We start from the raw sequence: 15,296 nt of genomic DNA on the forward strand, positions 1-15,296 counted from the left end.
AGTGATCACTTGTAGTGCGCCAGGCCCAGCCGTGGTTCCGTCACCACGTACAGCCCGCGAGCCTGCTCCGGGACGGGCCCCAACGAGCGCTGGAGCGCCGTGTTGAAGAACTGGGCCCGGGCGTCCTCCATCTCCCGCTCCTCATTCGTCAGCGAGTCGGGATCGCCCTTCTGCCACTCCTCCCCCGTCGACGACTTCCAGTTCCAGCCCTCCCACTCCGTCATCGCCTTGCTCGTGGTCCGTACGGCGAGGTCGAGTGTCGCCTGGGCGTCCCGCAGGTCCTCGATGCCGGACACGATGTCCACGAACGACTGCTTCAGCTCCTCGGCGCTGCAATCGCGGAGCGTGAGGCGCTGCGCCTCCCAGAAGTAGGAGTCCTGCCCGCGGTTCTGCTGGTACAGGTTCGACACGACGACCAGCAGGCGGAGATAGGCCTGCCGGTAGGACCGTTCGTAGAGGCCCTGGGCCTCCTCCTCGCCGAACTCTCCCCGGAAGACGCTGGCCAGGCTGGCCGCGGTGAGCATCGCGCTGTACATGGCGAGGTGCACGCCGGTCGAGAGCAGCGGGTCCAGGAAGCATGCGGCGTCGCCGACGAGGAAGTAGCCCGGTCCGGCAAAGCGCTCCGACGCGTACGAGTAGTCCTTCTCCATGCGCAGCGGCGTCACCAGCTCGGCGGGGGCCAGCAGATCTCCGATCATGGAGCTTTCGCGGATCGCGTCGTGGTAGACCTCCTCCGACGTGATTCCCTCCTGCCGCTTCGCGTTGAAGACTTCCTTGTGCGTGACGAGACCGACGCTGAGCCGGCCGTCCGCCAGCGGAATCCCCCACAACCAGCCGTCGTCGACGGAACCGATCGCGATCGCGCCGTCCGGTCCCGCGGTCAGCGTTTTCGCGCCCTCCCAATACCCCCAGATCGCGATGTTCTGGAACACCTCGTGGTAGCGCCGGCCATGGAGATGGCGCGAGTTCAGCAAGCCTGCCCGGCCGGACGCGTCCACCACGTAGTCGAAACCGATCTCGTACTCATCGGCTTCTCCGTCCGGCCCTTCCTGTGACCAGACCGCGCTCCGTGGCCGTTCGCCGTCGAATCCGAGCCGCTTGACTTCGGCACCTTCCAGGACCTTCACGCCCAGTTCCTTGACGTGGTCCAGGAGCAGCTTGTCGAAAACCGCACGGTCGACCTGGTACGAGTAGAGCCGGTCCTCCGAAGCGCCGAACGTGACGTCCCAGTTCTCGCCACCCCAGTCGAAATAGGCTCCCCATTTCTGCTGGAAGCCGCAGGCGTCTATCTTTTCCCGAACACCGAGCAGCTCTAAGATCGGCAGACAGGACGGGAGCAGCGACTCGCCGATGTGGTAGCGCGGAAAGTGCTGCTTCTCCATGAGCGTCACGTCAAGTCCTTCGCGGGCCAGCAGACCTGCGACAGTGGAGCCCCCAGGGCCGCCACCGATCACCAGAACTTGCGTAGATCGGTCCATGCTTTGCTCCTATCAGAGGCCCCATAAGGCCAACAGCAAGATGTGTTCCGGTCGAATACCGAAGAAGGTGGCTGTCTGATGGATGGGCAACCGTTCGACCCCGCAGCTTCCGGTGACCTTATTACGGATCGGGTCGACTCCTCAACCCATGGCGCCCATTCGCATACTCGATATTGTCCCGCCGGCGAGACATCATCGAATCTCGCAGCGCGTACCGACACCGGCAGTATGAGATGTTAGAACCTCGGAACCGCCCGTCGAATACGAAGGTGCCGGTGGTCCGGGTTCCCTGGTCGGAGGCTCTGGTGCAGAATGACCTGTCAGTACTGTCGGCCGAATCGGCATTACAGCAGCCGGCCTGGCCGGATTCTCAGCACGTGCGCCAGGTGAGAGAGACGCTGGCAAGCAGACCCCCGCTTGTGCGCGCTGAAAACGTCTACACGTTGCGTTCCCTGCTGGCCTGCGCGGCGGCGGGCAAGCTCTGTGTCGTGCAGTCCGGCGACTGCGCCGAGGACCCCGCCGAATGCACGCCCCGTTATGTGGCCCGGAAAATCGCCCTGCTGGACATGCTGGCCGGGGTGGTAAAGATGTTCACGGGCAAGCCCGTACTCCGGGTGGGGCGGATCGCGGGTCAGTTCGGCAAACCGCGGTCCAGACCGACGGAGCTGGTGAACGGTGTCGAACTCCCGGTCTACCGCGGCCATATGGTCAACAGTCCGGAACCCGATCCCCTGCTCCGCCGGCCGGACCCCGACCGGCTGCTGCGCGGCTACGACGCGGCGAGCGAAGTGATGCGCTACCTGAGCCGGCGCAGCAGGGAACGGCACCCCCTGGGGGAGGCCTCCGTCTGGACCAGCCACGAGGCCCTGCTGCTCGACTACGAGATACCGATGCTGCGCCGGGACGACGGGGGGCGGCAGCTGCTCACCTCGACGCACTGGCCCTGGGTCGGCAACCGCACCAACCAGGTGGACGGCGCCCATGTGTCCCTGCTGGCCACGGTCGACAATCCGGTCGCCTGCAAGGTGGGCCCGGACATGCCGCCGGACGAACTGGTCGCGCTGTGCGAGCGGCTCGACCCCTGCCGTACGGCCGGCCGGCTCACGCTCATCGCCCGGATGGGCGCTGACGCCGTGGCCGAGAGGTTGCCGCCGCTCGTGGCCGCGGTCCACGCGGCCGGCCATCCGGTCGTCTGGCTCACGGACCCCATGCACGGCAACACGGTCAGCGGCCCGAACGGGCTCAAGACACGATTTCTGGAAACCGTCGTCCGAGAGGTCGTGGATTTTCAGCACGCGGTATCCGCCGGGCGGGGAGTGGCCGGCGGGCTACATTTGGAGGCGACTCCGGACGACGTCGTCGAGTGCGTCGCAAACGAGTCGATGATCAAGCATGTGGGCGCCAGGTACGCCAGTTTCTGCGACCCGCGGCTCAACCCCAGGCAAGCCATCACGGTGGCTTCCGCCTGGCGCGCATAGCCACCCCGGACCGTGGTGAAACAGGCTCGCACGTGCGAGAACGTGCACCCTGTCTCGCCGGCGGGACACACCGAAGTCCCGTGCCGCTTCGTCGAGCGCCAGTGCCGCGGTCCGCATTCGACAATCCCCTTCTCCTCCTTCCTGTCGTCGTGTCAACGGAAACGAGGTCGCCGGTATGGGCAAGACGGATGTGCCGCATTACGTCGAAACAAGGATCGAAGTACCGCAGGACCCGCTCGTCGTGGCGGCCAGATTGGCCGAAGCCGGCCCGCACGGCGAGTTCGTCATCTACGAGGACGACGGACAGTGGTCCTATGCGGGCGGTGTGCTCGCCGACGTTCGCCTCGACCGCGAAGGAGCCCGACTCAGCGGCGTCCGAGAAGCGCGACTGCCCTGGAGCGAGCGGCCTTTGAGGCAGGTCGCCGAACTGTTCTCGACCCTGCCGGTGCGGGATTGGCGGGCCTATGGCACTGCCATGTTCGAGCTGTCCTACGCAAAGGACGGCAACCAGGAACACCTGGCCGATCAGTGCCTCCTCCATCTCGTGGTGCCGAAGAGCGAAGTACGCCTCGCTTCCGGCCAGGCACTGGTACGTTCCACCGATCCGGACACCCTCGCCGTGCTCGTCGAACTGCTCACCGGGCCAATTGACAGTAGAGCGCGGTACGCGATACCAATCGACGTCAGACGCACCGGCCGTGACGAATACTGCGGTGCGGTCGCGAGTGCAGTTCGCGAGATCACGGACGCTCAGCTGCAAAAGGTGATCCTGTCGCGTCTCGTCGACGTGGATCGCGATATCGACCTGGTCGCCACGTATGTGCTCGGTCGGCGCCAGAACACCCCTGCCCGATCCTTCCTTTTGCACATGGACGGTCTGGAGGCGGCCGGATTCAGTCCCGAAATCGTCGTCGGTGTGACCGCGGAAGGTAAGGTCGTCAGCCAACCGCTCGCCGGTACCAGAGCACTCACGTCCGACACCGCGGAAAATAGCCGTCGCCGCGTGGAGCTGCTATCTTCCGAGAAGGAGATCTACGAGCACGCGATTTCGGTGAAAGTCGGAAACGACGAGCTGCTGACCGTCTGCGAACCGGATTCGGTAGGGGTCCGTAATCTGATGACGGTCGAGGAACGGGGCAGTGTCCAACATCTCGCTTCTCGGGTGACGGGACAACTGGCCGAAGGACTTGACGCCTGGGACGCCTTCGCCGCCGTCTTTCCCGCGGTAACCGCTTCTGGGGTACCCAAAGAAGCCGCCTACGAGGCAATCCGCCGGCACGAGACCGAGCGCCGTGGTCTTTACGGCGGCGCGGTACTGACCGTGGACGCATCCGGCGCCCTGGACGCCGCACTCGTGCTCCGTACCGTCTACCGCCAACACGGAAGGACCTGGCTGCGTGCCGGCGCGGGAATCGTCGGGCAGTCGCAGCCCGCCCGGGAATTCGAGGAAACCTGCGAGAAGCTCGACAGTATCGCGCGCTTCCTCGTCGCCGGCGAAACCAAGGAGGAAGTGCACGCGTGAGAACGGAGAATCTCTACCTGTCCGGGATCGGCAGTGTCGTTCCGGAACGGGTGCAGACCGAACAGGCGGTGGCGCGGGGCTGGTACGACGAGGCCGCCCGCGAGGCATCGGGCATCATCTCGGTCGCGGTCAGCGAGTCGACGCCCGCACCGGACATGGCGATCGAGGCCGCCAGGACCGCGATCCGGCGCTCCGGCCACGACGTGGGCGACTTCGGCATCCTGTTGCACAGCCACGCCCACCACCAGGGTCCGGAGGGCTGGTCTCCGGCGCACTACATCCTTCGCAACACCCTGGACCGGCCGATACCGGCAGTGGAGATCAGGCAGGGGTGCCTGGGCATGCTGGCCGCGATCGAGACGGCCGCGAACCGGCTGCTGGCCAATCCCGGTCACCCGGCCGCGCTGGTGACCGCAGCGGACAACTTCTCCACCCCCCTCGTGGATCGCTGGCGGTCCTCCTCGGCGTTCGTGCTCGCCGACTCCGGGTCCGCCGTGACCGTGTCGAGGACCGGTGGATTCGCCCGGCTGCTGGCCATCGGATCGGTGTCCGACTCCCGGATGGAAGCCCTTGACCGCGGCGGCGACCCCCTGTTCCCGCCCGGGATCACCGTCGGCCGGCCGCTGGACTTCGAGAAGCGCAGAGAGCACATGCGCCAGCAGTGGGCGAAGGGCGTCACCCCGCCCATCGGGTACTTCGGCGACAAGATCTCCGCCGTCACCGAGCTGACGCTGAAGGAAGCCGGCCTCACCATCGACGAGATCGCCAGGGTGGCGCACCCCGGATTCGGGTGGGACGGGCTCGAGACCATGTTCCTGTTCCCGCTCGACATCGACGGCGACCGGGGCGTCTGGGAGTACATCAGGCGGATCGGGCACGCCGGGGTGACCGAGGTGTTCCTCGGCCTGGAGCACCTGTGGACGACCGGGCAGGTCGTTCCCGGTGACCGCGTGCTCCTGGTCACCGCGGGTGCCGGGGCATCCATGGGCTGCGCGGTCGTCGAGATCCTCACCGCCTACGGGTCAGAGTCAGGGAGCTGATGTGCTGGCTGGATGTACGCCCTGGCCCACCGAGGCAGCCGAGCACTATCGGGCACGGGGCTTATGGCGCGGGCAGGATCTCGGCACCCTGCTCCGCAGGGCGGCGGCGCAGTACGGCCCGGCTCCGGCTCTGGTGCACGGCGAGCGCCGGATCTCCTACGCCGAACTCGACCGCTGGGCCGACCGGATGGCCGCCGGCTTTGCCCGGCACGGCATACGCGCCGGCGACCGGATCGTGGTTCAGCTCCCCAACGTGCCCGAGTTCGTCGCCGTCTGCTTCGCGCTGTTCCGGCTCGGCGCCAAACCGGTCTTCGCCCTGACCGCACATCGGTCCCAGGAGATCGGGCACCTGTGCCGGAGCACCGGTGCGGTCGCCTACGTGCTGCCCGGGGTGTACCGCGGGTTCGACCACCGGGAGCTCGCCAGGGAGATCCGCGCGAGCACCCCTGACCTGCGGCTGCTCTTCACCCTCAGCGGCGGCAGGGACGACGACCTCGTCGCGCTGTCCACCGTGCAGGACGAACCCGGCGGCCTGCCGGAACAGGATGCGTCGGATGTGGCGTTCTTCCTGCTCTCCGGTGGGACGACCGCGCTGCCGAAGGTCATCCCGCGCACGCACGACGACTACGCCTACCAGGTCCGCGCCACTGCCGCCGTCCTCGGCATGTCCCCCTCGGACGTGTATCTGGCCGTGCTGCCCCTGGAGTTCAACTTCGCCTGGGGCTGCCCCGGGGTGATCGGCACGCTGGCCTCGGGTGGCACGGTCGTGCTCGCCGACGATGCCACCGCCGACGACTGTTTCGCGGCCATCGCGAGGGAGCGGGTCACCGTGACCTCCGTGGTCCCCAGCGTCGCTCAGCTGTGGCTGGAGGCGGCGGAGTGGACCGACGCGGACCTGACGAGCCTGCGTGTCATGCAGATCGGCGGTGCCAAGCTCCAGCGGTCGCTCGCGGAACGGATCGCGCCCGCCTTCGGGTGCGAACTCCAGCAGGTCTTCGGCATGGCGGAAGGCCTGATCACCCTGACCAGGTCCGATGACCGGCCGGACGTGGTCATCGGAACCCAGGGCAGGCCGCTGTCCGACGCGGACGAGATCAGGATCGTCGGCGAGGACGGCCGGGACCTCTCCCCCGGAGACGTGGGCGAACTCCTCACGCGCGGCCCGTACACCTTGCGCGGCTACTACCGCGCACCCGAACACAACGCAGTCGCGTTCACCGAGGACGGGTTCTACCGCAGCGGTGACCTGGCACGCCTGACCGAGGACGGCAACCTGGTCATCGAGGGCCGGATCAAGGACGTCGTGATCCGGGGTGGCGACAAGATCTCCGCCGCGGAGGTGGAGGGGCATCTCCTCAGCCACCCGGGGATCCTGCGCGCCGCTGTCGTCGGCGTCCCGGACGACTTCCTCGGCGAGCGGACCTGCGCGTACCTCGTCACGGCCGGTGCGCCCCCCACGCTGCACGACCTCAAGCAGGCCCTGCACCAGCGCGGACTCGCCGACTACAAGCTTCCCGACCGGGTCGAGGTCATCGACGCGCTGCCCGTCACCCCGCTCGGCAAGGTCGACAAGAAGGCACTGGCACTCTTGGCCGCTCAGCCCCGCACACCGGTGGCGAACCAGAAAGGCTGACATGGACGCAGATTCCCAGACGACCACGGAACCGCCCGACGAGCGGGAGCTGCGCGAGATCATCGCGCCCTTGATCGACGCCCGGCCCGCGGACATCCCCGGTGACGCCAATCTCATCCTGCTGGGGCTGAGCTCCATCGACGTCATGCGTCTGGTCGGCCGCTGGCGCCGGGCGCGGCTGCCCGTCGTCTTCGAGGAACTGGCGGCCGCTCCCACGCTGAGCGGCTGGCTCGCGCACTTCGACAGCCTGCGCACCCGATGAGTGGCGCAGACCTTCGGCACCATCCACATGTGAGGGGACGACCTTGGCCGAAAGAGCAGTGATCGCGGATCTCGACGAGCCGTCCGTCGTCTACGGCGTGCACGGCACGGAAGGGGAATCCCGGTGGAAGTGCTTCGCACGGCGTAACGACCTGTTCGGGTCGTGGGAGGCCGTCGAGTGGGCGGGGCTGCCCCCGGGCGGGATCAGCGGCGAACACCTGCACAGTCGCACCGAAGAGCTGTACTTCATCGTTTCCGGCACCGGAGTGATGCTCATCGACGGCCAGGAGCATCCCGTCGAAGGCGGTGACCTCGTCCTGACCACCCTCGGCACCCGGCACGGCCTGCGCAACGTGGGCGAGGGCGAGCTGACGTGGCTGGTCATCGAGGTGCTGGGTCCGCCGATGGCAGCGGTGCTTTCGGGTCATCAGAAGCAGTCCGAGCGTGGGGGTAAGTGATGAGCAACGCCGTGGTGATCAACCTTCGTGAGGTGCGGGAGATCGACGCACGCGTCTTTCTCAGCGGTCCGCTGGGGCGCATCCGCCTGCCCAGGCTCCAGCCGGGCCAGCGCGAGACGCTGGTCGCCGACGCGCAGGAGCACACCCTGTTCGTCGTGCAGGGCAGCGGAACCGCGGTGACCGGTTCGGCCACCGTCCCCCTTCGGCACGGTGTGGCGCTGACGTTGCCGCTGGGCAGCAGTGTCACGGTCGAAGCCGGCGGTGACGGTCTTGAGCTGTTCATCGCCAGCCTCGCCACCCCGCAGGCGGGCGGAGAGTCGGCGTGATCGTCACCAACGCCCACGGTCTGAACCGCATCGCCGACGACCGGGCCTGGCGCTGCCTCGCGCGACGCGGAATGTTGCACAGCGAGTGCGAGGCCTTCGACTACCTCCGGCTGCCGCCGGGCGCCACCCGTGACGGGCGCGGCCGGGAGGGAGTGGAAGAGGTCTGGTTCGTCCTCAGCGGAGCAGGCCGATTCTTCGACGAAGCAGATCATTCCGTCCCCCTGCAACCGGGCGATCTCGTCCTCTGGTCCGGGGGTTCCGGCGGGTCACTGCGCAGCAGTGCCACGGACTCGCTCGAACTGCTCGCCTTCGCGGTGCTGCCCGCCGCCGTGACGGAACAACTACCCGTCCGCAGCCCGGTGGCCTGAAGGCCCTGGACCCCGTCCTGCCGTACTGGAGGCAAACATGGTGGACCGACTGGTGGTCACGACTCTGGACGAGCCGTCCCTCGTCTACGAAATGCACGGTGGCGAGAAGATCGCCCAGTGGAAGTGCCTGGCACGGCGGAACAACCTGTTCGGGCCGTGGGAGGCAGTGGAGTGTTCCTGGCTGCCGCCGGGCGGGGCCAGCGGTGAGCATCTGCACAGCCGTACCGAGCAGTTCGACTACATCGTGTCCGGCTCCGGCGTGATGACGATCGACGGCACGGACCATCCGGTCACCGCCGGCGATCTGATCACGACGTGCTTGGGGACCCGCCATGGCATCCGCAACGTCGGCACGAGCGACCTGGTCTGGCTCGTCATCGAGGTGTCGGGTCCGGGGATGACCGGTGCGGCGCCGCCCACGCCCGACCGGCACGCACGGGACGTCCGTGCCGAGGTGATCAAGCTCCGTGAGGTCAGGGACGTCGACGCGCTGGAGTATCTCGCCGGGCCCCTGCGCCGTGCACGGCTGGTGCACCTGAGCCCGACGGAGACCGAGACCCTGGTGGCCGACGACCAGGAGCATGTGCTCTTCACGCTCGGCGGAACCGGCCACGCGGTGACGCGTTCGGCGACCGTCCCCCTGCGCCAGGGTGTGTCCGTGGGGGTGCCGTTCCGCGGCGGTGTCACCGTGCAGGCCGGCCCGCAGGGACTGGAGTTCTTCGTGGTCAGTCTTGCCGTCCCGGCGAACGCAGGTGGTGCAAAGTGATCGTCTCCAGTGTTCAGGACGGGCTGACCCGGACCGTGGACGAGCGGGCCGGCGAGGCCGTGTGGCGGTGCCTCGGCCGGCGCGGAATGTTGTACAGCGAGTGCGAGTCCTTCGACTACGTACGGCTCGCGCCGGGATCCGTCCTCGACGAGCGCGGCCGGGACGACATCGAAGAGGTGTGGTTCGTGGTGCACGGCACGGGCGAGTTCGTCGATGACGAGAAGGGCCCGCTTCCGGTGCGCGAGGGGGAACTGGTCTTCTGCTCCCACGCGGCCGGCGGACAGTGGCGCAGTGCCGCGGACTCCCCTCTGGAACTGCTGCTCCTCGCGATGATGCCCGCTTCGGTGAGCCGGGGGCTGCCGCTGCGCACCCCCGCCGAGTGAGCTGTCCGCTCTTGAGTGAGGAGGGGAGATGAGAGGCGGCATGCGTCAACAGCCGAGCGAGCGCGTCAAGGTCGATGTCCTCGTCGTGGGTTCCGGCCCGGTGGGCTGTACGTTCGCGCGGGGGCTCGTCGAAGGCGGCCGGAGCGTCCTGATGGTGGACGCGGGGCCGAAGCTCTCCGGCCGTCCGGGCGAGCATCTGAAGAACACCTTCGTCTACCAACGCAACGTCGACCGGTTCGGCGCGCTGGTCCGTGGGCATCTGCATCCGCTCTCGGCACCCTCGCGCGTTCCGGCCCCGCAAGACCTGTTGATCCGTCTTGACGCCGGCGTCGCCACCTACGCGGTCGGCGGGATGGCCACGCACTGGACGGGCGTGACTCCCCGGCACCATCCGACCGTCGAGCGTGCCGACTGCTTCCCGGCCGGCGAGTGGGACAGGTTCTACGGCGAGGCCGAGACGCTGCTCAACACCCACACCGACGTGACCGCGGACGCCGTCTCCCACCAGGTCGTGCAGGACGCGCTGGCCGCGGCATACCCGGAACTGCCCGACCCCTACGGGGTGCAGCACCTCCCGCTCGCGGGGGAACGTCGCACGGACAATCCCCAGCTCGTGCGCTGGACCGGTGCGGACACCGTGCTGGGCCCGCTCGCGGACGGTGAGCGGGGCGACTTCGTCCTCCGCGAACAGCACCTGTGCAGGCGGCTGGTGCCTGCGTCGGACGGCTCGAGGATCGAGTACGCCGAGATCGAGGACCACGCCCGGTGGCGGACGCTACGGGTGGAGGCCGACACGTACGTGGTCGCATGCGGCGCCGTGCTCACCCCGCAGTTGCTGTACGCCTCCGGCATCCGCCCGGACGCGCTCGGCCGCTACCTCACGGAACAGCCCGTCGCCTTCTGCCAGATCGTGCTCCGGCAGGACCTGGTCGACCACCTCGCATCGGACGCCCGCTTCGCCCGGCGGGTGCGGGCCCATCAGGCAGCCAGCCCCGCCGACCCGGTGCCGATCCCGCTCGACGACCCCGATCCCAACGTGTGGATCCCGGTGTCCGAAGACCGCCCGTGGCACTGCCAGATCCATCGCGACCTGCCCTACGACGACCAGGTGCCGAACCTGGACGTGGACCCTCGGCTGGTGGTGGATCTGCGCTGGTTCGGTCTTGTCGACCCGCGGCCGGAGAACCGGGTGTGCTTCTCCGACACCGCTCGGGACGCCTTCGGGATGCCGCAGCCGAGCTTCGCGTTCTCGCTCGGTGACGACGATTCCGAGCGGCAGCACCGGATGATGCGGGACATGCTCCGGGCGGCGCGAGCGCTCGGTCCGTTCCTGCCGGGGTCCGAGCCGCGGTTCGTGGTTCCCACACTGCCGTTGCACATCGCGGGGACCGTGCGAATGGGGACCGACGCGGACACCGGCGTGGTCGATCCCGACTCGAAGGTCTGGGGCGTCGAGAACCTCTACCTCGGCGGCAACGGCCTCATCCCGACCGGCACCGCAAGCAATCCGACGCTGACCAGCGTGGCGATGGCGCTGCGGGCAGCGCGCGGGATTCTCGGCGAGGAACGCCAACACGCAGCAGAAAGGTACACACATGACCGGCCCGGGATATCTGTTCCTAGGTGACGAAGAGACCGCCTTGGTCCAGCATGCGCTGGCCGGCCGGCAACTGAACCGGTACCGATTCGACGACTCGGCCGAGCAGTCCATGGTGTTCATGCTCGAGCGCGAATTCGAGCAGCGCACGGGCGCTCCGCACTGCCTCGCCGTCAACAGCGGCACGTCCGCGATCCTCACCTCGCTGGCGGCACTCGGCGTGGGTCCCGGCGACGAGGTGATCGTTCCCGGTTACACCTTCATCGCGACCATCGCCGCCGTCGTCCACCGTGGCGCGATCCCCGTCCTCGCCGAGATCGACGAGTCGCTCACCCTCGATCCCGCGGATGTGGTGCGCCGGATCACGCCGGCGACGAAGGCCATCATCGCCGTGCACATGCTGGGCGCGCCGTGCGCGATGGACGAGCTGCGGACGATCGCCGACGAGCACGGACTGGTCCTGATCGAGGACGTGGCCCAGGCCTGCGGCGGCCGGTACCGCGGCCGCGCCCTCGGCACCATCGGCGACGCGGGGGCCTTCTCGCTCAACATGTTCAAGATCATCACCTCCGGTGACGGCGGTCTGGTCACATGCGCCGACGACGCGGTGCACGAACGCGCCTTCGCCTTCCACGACCACGGGTTCAAGCCGTTCCGCCAGGGCGTGGTCGACGCCGACTCGTTGTTCGGCATGAACCTGCGGATGCACGAGCTGAGCGGCGCCGTCGCGCTCGGCCAGCTCCGCAAGATCGACGACATCCTGGGCACGCTCCGGCGGCAGAAGACGGCGCTCTCCGACGCCGTCGGCGAGCTGCCGGGGGTGGCGCGCCGCCGCCTCAACGACGCCGACGGCGAGTGCTGCTCGCTCCTCGTGCTGAGGTTCGAGTCCGTCGAGGCGGCCCGGGCGGTGGCCACCCGGCTCGACACCGTCACCCTCATCGACTCGGGCCGCCACTACTACGGAAACATGCCGCAGCTGCTCGGTCGCCGCATGCCCACCACGACGGAATGCCCCTTCGCGTGTGCCGCCCATCCCACCAGCTACCGGTACGAGCCGCACATGCTGCCCCGCACCGACGACATCCTCGGCCGTTCGGTCGCGCTGTCGGTCGGAGTGGTCGATTCCTACATCGGCGCCGGATTCGGCATCGACCCGCTCTCGTCGCCGGACGAGATCGCGGCCGTGGCCGGCGCCCTGCACTCAGCCGTCGACGAAGTGGTTGCGAAGATATGAACACGCCACCTGCCGAATCGGGATTGGCGCGGACGGGCGTCCCGCCCAGTCACTGGAGGGTCCGGGCGCAGCAGACCGTCACGTACGAAGTCCACATGATGGACAACGTCCTCGACCCGGCGAACCCGGCGCTGATCGAGGCGGGAGCGACCGTCCCCACCGACCGTCCTCGCCGGTTCGTCGTGGTCGACGCCACCATCCACGACCTCTACGGGCGGGAACTCAGCCGGTACCTGGACCACCACAACTGCGAGTACCGCCTGTGCGTCCTGTCGGCCTCCGAAGAGGCCAAGACGATGGAGGCGGTGTTCACCGTGGTGAGCGGTCTTGACTCGTTCGGCATCTCCCGCCGGCACGAGCCGGTCATCGGCATCGGCGGCGGCATCATCCTGGACATCGTCGGCCTGGCCAGCAGCCTCTACCGGCGCAGCACTCCGTACGTGCGCGTTCCCACCTCGCTCCTCGGCCTGGTCGACGCCGGGGTCGGCATCAAGACCGGGGTGAACTTCGCCTGCCACAAGAACCGCCTGGGCTCGTACTTCGCTTCCTCGGTCGCGTTGCTGGACCGGAGCTTCCTGGCGACCATGGACGAGCGGCACATCAGCAACGGCCTGGCCGAAATCCTCAAGATCGCGCTGGTCAAGGACGCGCGGCTGTTCTGGCTGCTGGAGGAGTACGCCGAGCTGCTGCTCACGGAGCGGCTCACGGGACAGACGCTGACCGGCGACGTCGTCGCCACGGACGTGTTCAGCCGTGCGGTGGGCGGCATGCTGGAGGAGCTCCAGCCGAATCTGTGGGAGAAGCAGCTGGAGCGGCTGGTCGACTACGGCCACTCCTTCAGCCCCACGCTGGAGATGCGGGCCCTGCCGGCGCTGCTGCACGGTGAAGCCGTCACCGTCGACATGGCGCTCACCACGGTGCTGGCCGAGGGGCGCGGCCTGGTCGCACGGCAGGAGCGCGAACGGATCTTCGACCTGATGCGGCGGCTACGCCTGCCGGTCTGGCACCCGTTGCTCGAACCCGAGCTTCTCGAGCACGCGCTGCGGGAGACCACCCGGCACCGCGACGGGTTGCAGCGCATGCCGATCCCGGTGGGGATCGGCGGGGCTCGCTTCGTCAACGACGTCACCCTCGCCGAGCTCTCCGACGCGGCCGGGATCCTGCGCGAGCTGGACCGGGCCCGGGCCACCACGTCCGGGCACCGTCATGCGCCGGGCAAACCGGTGGTCACCGACGTCGACGGTGCGTCCGATGCGGACGGGACGTGCGTGATCCGCCACGACGGCATGAGCAGCACCTGGGAGGCGATCACATGGTCGTCCCTACCGCCCGGCGCCTCCTGCGACGTACCTGCGCGGTCCGGCACCGACACGTTCTGCTTCATCCTCGCCGGCGAAGGAGAGCTGCTCCTCGACGATGTTCCGCACCCGCTCCTCCCCGGCCATCTGATCGCCCATCGCAGCGGCACCGTGCACCGCTTCAAGAACCTGGGCACGGCGGACCTGAGCTGGCTCGTGATCGCGGTGCCCCGCCCTCCTGCCGCCCCCGAACTGTCGGAGAACGCACCGACGACGGAGTGTGTCGCGTGACCCCACACCTGGCGACCGAGGCCCGACAGCGGGGCATTCCCGGCGCGACCGCGGTGCACCATGTGGCCTACACCGTGCCCGACCTGGACCAGGCCGTGGCGTTCTTCACCGAGGTGATCGGCGCGGAGCTGGTCTACACCCAGGGTCCAGTGCAGGACGGCGAGGGTGACTGGATGACCCGCAAGCTCGGCGTGGCCGCCGAGGCGAGCGCCCAGGTCGCCATGTTGCGGCTGGGGCCCGTGACCAATCTGGAGCTCTTCGAGTACACGGCGCCGGACCAGCGCCGGCACATGCCCCGGAACAGCGACTGGGGCGGCCACCATCTGGCGATCCACGTCACGGACGTGGATGCCGCCGTGGCCTACCTGCGCACCCAGCCGGGTGTCCGCGTACTCGGCGAGCCGGAGACCATCACCGAAGGTCCCATCGCGGGTGACCGATGGGTGTACTTCGTCACACCGTGGGGGATGCAGATGGAGCTGATCCACCTCCCTGCGGGAATGCCGTACGAGCAACAGACCCCTGCCCGGCTGTATCTGCCGGAACAGCCCTGGTCCAACCGCGAAGGAGCCCGATGAGTGCGCCGGTGAACGACAGGCCCCCGCGGATCACCCACGTGCCCGCCGGCCAAGGGCCGACGACCTGGGTCGACGGTGACGCCTACACCGTCAAGGCCGGCACCGAGAGCACCAACGGCTCGCTGGCGTTCCTGGAGGCCTCGATCCCGCCGGGCAGCGGTCCGCCGCCGCATGTGCACACGCTGGAGGACGAGGCGTTCTACATCCTCTCGGGCCAGCTGGAGATCCGCGGCGACGACCAGCGGTTCGAGGTCGGTGCGGGAGACTTCGTCTTCATCCCGCGCGGCACCGCGCACTGCTTCAAGAACCTCAGCGTGCACGTCGCGCGGATGGTCTTCCTCTACACCCCGGCCGGGTTCGAGAAGTTCTTCCTGGAGTCCGGCGATCCGGCCGTGCCGGGCATGCCGATCCCCGTGTGGGGGCCCGCGGAGTTCGAGCGCGCGACGCAGATAGCCGTACGCCTCGGGTGGCAGGGGCCGGCGACCGAGGAGGAAGCCGGCCGGTGACGCGCCGCCAGGTGGTGCTTCTCCCGCCGGGAGGCTTTACGGACCGTCGAGGAGCAGCATGTCGTCGCGCGATGGGTCA

Annotated in this window: 16 protein-coding genes; 15 read left to right on the plus strand and 1 reads right to left on the minus strand. The window is 68.4% G+C overall.

The window, feature by feature from the left end; genetic code table 11:
• Positions 1–5: 5 nt before the first annotated feature.
• A complete protein-coding gene (locus NQO67_RS07015) occupies positions 6–1,478 on the minus strand; it encodes an NAD(P)/FAD-dependent oxidoreductase (RefSeq protein ID WP_255948075.1) in 1,473 nt (490 codons plus the stop codon).
• A 305-nt stretch (positions 1,479–1,783) separates the two neighbouring features.
• On the opposite strand from NQO67_RS07015, the gene NQO67_RS07020 reads away from it, so the two are divergent.
• The 15 genes from NQO67_RS07020 to NQO67_RS07090 all read left to right on the plus strand — a co-directional run bounded on the left by NQO67_RS07020 (position 1,784) and on the right by NQO67_RS07090 (position 15,217).
• The gene (locus NQO67_RS07020; RefSeq protein WP_255948076.1) at positions 1,784–2,956 is read left to right on the plus strand and encodes a 3-deoxy-7-phosphoheptulonate synthase; all 1,173 of its coding nucleotides are present in this window, start codon (positions 1,784–1,786) and stop codon (positions 2,954–2,956) included.
• Positions 2,957–3,131: 175 nt separating this feature from the next.
• The gene (locus NQO67_RS07025; RefSeq protein ID WP_255948077.1) at positions 3,132–4,478 is read left to right on the plus strand and encodes a salicylate synthase; all 1,347 of its coding nucleotides are present in this window, start codon (positions 3,132–3,134) and stop codon (positions 4,476–4,478) included.
• The gene (locus tag NQO67_RS07030) at positions 4,475–5,518 is read left to right on the plus strand and encodes a ketoacyl-ACP synthase III family protein (protein ID WP_255948078.1); all 1,044 of its coding nucleotides are present in this window, start codon (positions 4,475–4,477) and stop codon (positions 5,516–5,518) included. The genes NQO67_RS07025 and NQO67_RS07030 overlap by 4 nt, the downstream gene beginning before the upstream one ends.
• 1 nt (position 5,519) lies before the next feature.
• Positions 5,520–7,151, plus strand: coding sequence for a (2,3-dihydroxybenzoyl)adenylate synthase (locus NQO67_RS07035; protein ID WP_255948079.1), 1,632 nt, complete (start codon positions 5,520–5,522; stop codon positions 7,149–7,151).
• A 1-nt stretch (position 7,152) separates the two neighbouring features.
• A complete protein-coding gene (locus tag NQO67_RS07040; protein WP_255948080.1) occupies positions 7,153–7,413 on the plus strand; it encodes a phosphopantetheine-binding protein in 261 nt (86 codons plus the stop codon).
• 43 nt (positions 7,414–7,456) lie between these two features.
• The gene (locus NQO67_RS07045) at positions 7,457–7,870 is read left to right on the plus strand and encodes a cupin domain-containing protein (RefSeq protein ID WP_255948081.1); all 414 of its coding nucleotides are present in this window, start codon (positions 7,457–7,459) and stop codon (positions 7,868–7,870) included.
• Entirely contained in the window at positions 7,870–8,196 is a 327-nt protein-coding gene (locus tag NQO67_RS07050; protein WP_255948082.1) for a hypothetical protein, read from the plus strand. The genes NQO67_RS07045 and NQO67_RS07050 overlap by 1 nt, the downstream gene beginning before the upstream one ends.
• Positions 8,193–8,564: a cupin domain-containing protein gene (locus tag NQO67_RS07055; RefSeq protein WP_255948089.1), complete on the plus strand. Its 372-nt coding sequence runs from the start codon at positions 8,193–8,195 to the stop codon at positions 8,562–8,564. The genes NQO67_RS07050 and NQO67_RS07055 overlap by 4 nt, the downstream gene beginning before the upstream one ends.
• A 37-nt stretch (positions 8,565–8,601) precedes the next feature.
• A complete protein-coding gene (locus NQO67_RS07060) occupies positions 8,602–9,330 on the plus strand; it encodes a cupin domain-containing protein (protein WP_255948091.1) in 729 nt (242 codons plus the stop codon).
• A complete protein-coding gene (locus NQO67_RS07065; RefSeq protein WP_255948093.1) occupies positions 9,327–9,713 on the plus strand; it encodes a cupin domain-containing protein in 387 nt (128 codons plus the stop codon). The genes NQO67_RS07060 and NQO67_RS07065 overlap by 4 nt, the downstream gene beginning before the upstream one ends.
• A 40-nt stretch (positions 9,714–9,753) precedes the next feature.
• On the plus strand, positions 9,754–11,340 hold the full coding sequence (locus NQO67_RS07070) for a GMC oxidoreductase (RefSeq protein ID WP_255948095.1): 1,587 nt from the start codon (positions 9,754–9,756) through the stop codon (positions 11,338–11,340).
• Positions 11,309–12,544: a DegT/DnrJ/EryC1/StrS family aminotransferase gene (locus NQO67_RS07075; protein WP_255948097.1), complete on the plus strand. Its 1,236-nt coding sequence runs from the start codon at positions 11,309–11,311 to the stop codon at positions 12,542–12,544. Before NQO67_RS07070 ends, NQO67_RS07075 begins: the two co-directional genes overlap by 32 nt.
• A gap of 95 nt (positions 12,545–12,639) precedes the next feature.
• Positions 12,640–14,133 (plus strand): iron-containing alcohol dehydrogenase, encoded by a 1,494-nt coding sequence (locus NQO67_RS07080; protein ID WP_255948099.1) that lies wholly within the window; start codon positions 12,640–12,642, stop codon positions 14,131–14,133.
• A complete protein-coding gene (locus NQO67_RS07085) occupies positions 14,130–14,711 on the plus strand; it encodes a VOC family protein (RefSeq protein ID WP_255948100.1) in 582 nt (193 codons plus the stop codon). Before NQO67_RS07080 ends, NQO67_RS07085 begins: the two co-directional genes overlap by 4 nt.
• Positions 14,708–15,217 carry a cupin domain-containing protein gene (locus NQO67_RS07090; protein ID WP_255948102.1) on the plus strand — a complete coding sequence of 170 codons (510 nt, stop codon included), beginning with the start codon at positions 14,708–14,710 and terminating at the stop codon, positions 15,215–15,217. Before NQO67_RS07085 ends, NQO67_RS07090 begins: the two co-directional genes overlap by 4 nt.
• The last annotated feature ends 79 nt before the right edge of the window (positions 15,218–15,296 follow it).

The organism is Streptomyces odontomachi, from assembly GCF_024435355.1.
Taxonomy (GTDB): Bacteria; Actinomycetota; Actinomycetes; order Streptomycetales; family Streptomycetaceae; genus Streptomyces; species Streptomyces odontomachi.

What these genes read in the sequence shown, in the direction of transcription:
- NQO67_RS07075 (WP_255948097.1), top strand. Translation starts at nt 11,309, where the DNA reads ATGACCGGCCCGGGATATCTGTTCCTAGGTGACGAAGAGACCGCCTTG.
- NQO67_RS07090 (WP_255948102.1), top strand. Translation starts at nt 14,708, where the DNA reads ATGAGTGCGCCGGTGAACGACAGGCCCCCGCGGATCACCCACGTGCCC.
- NQO67_RS07025 (WP_255948077.1), top strand. Translation starts at nt 3,132, where the DNA reads ATGGGCAAGACGGATGTGCCGCATTACGTCGAAACAAGGATCGAAGTA.
- NQO67_RS07070 (WP_255948095.1), top strand. Translation starts at nt 9,754, where the DNA reads ATGCGTCAACAGCCGAGCGAGCGCGTCAAGGTCGATGTCCTCGTCGTG.
- NQO67_RS07080 (WP_255948099.1), top strand. Translation starts at nt 12,640, where the DNA reads ATGATGGACAACGTCCTCGACCCGGCGAACCCGGCGCTGATCGAGGCG.
- NQO67_RS07050 (WP_255948082.1), top strand. Translation starts at nt 7,870, where the DNA reads ATGAGCAACGCCGTGGTGATCAACCTTCGTGAGGTGCGGGAGATCGAC.
- NQO67_RS07040 (WP_255948080.1), top strand. Translation starts at nt 7,153, where the DNA reads ATGGACGCAGATTCCCAGACGACCACGGAACCGCCCGACGAGCGGGAG.
- NQO67_RS07060 (WP_255948091.1), top strand. Translation starts at nt 8,602, where the DNA reads ATGGTGGACCGACTGGTGGTCACGACTCTGGACGAGCCGTCCCTCGTC.
- NQO67_RS07015 (WP_255948075.1), bottom strand. Translation starts at nt 1,478, where the DNA reads ATGGACCGATCTACGCAAGTTCTGGTGATCGGTGGCGGCCCTGGGGGC.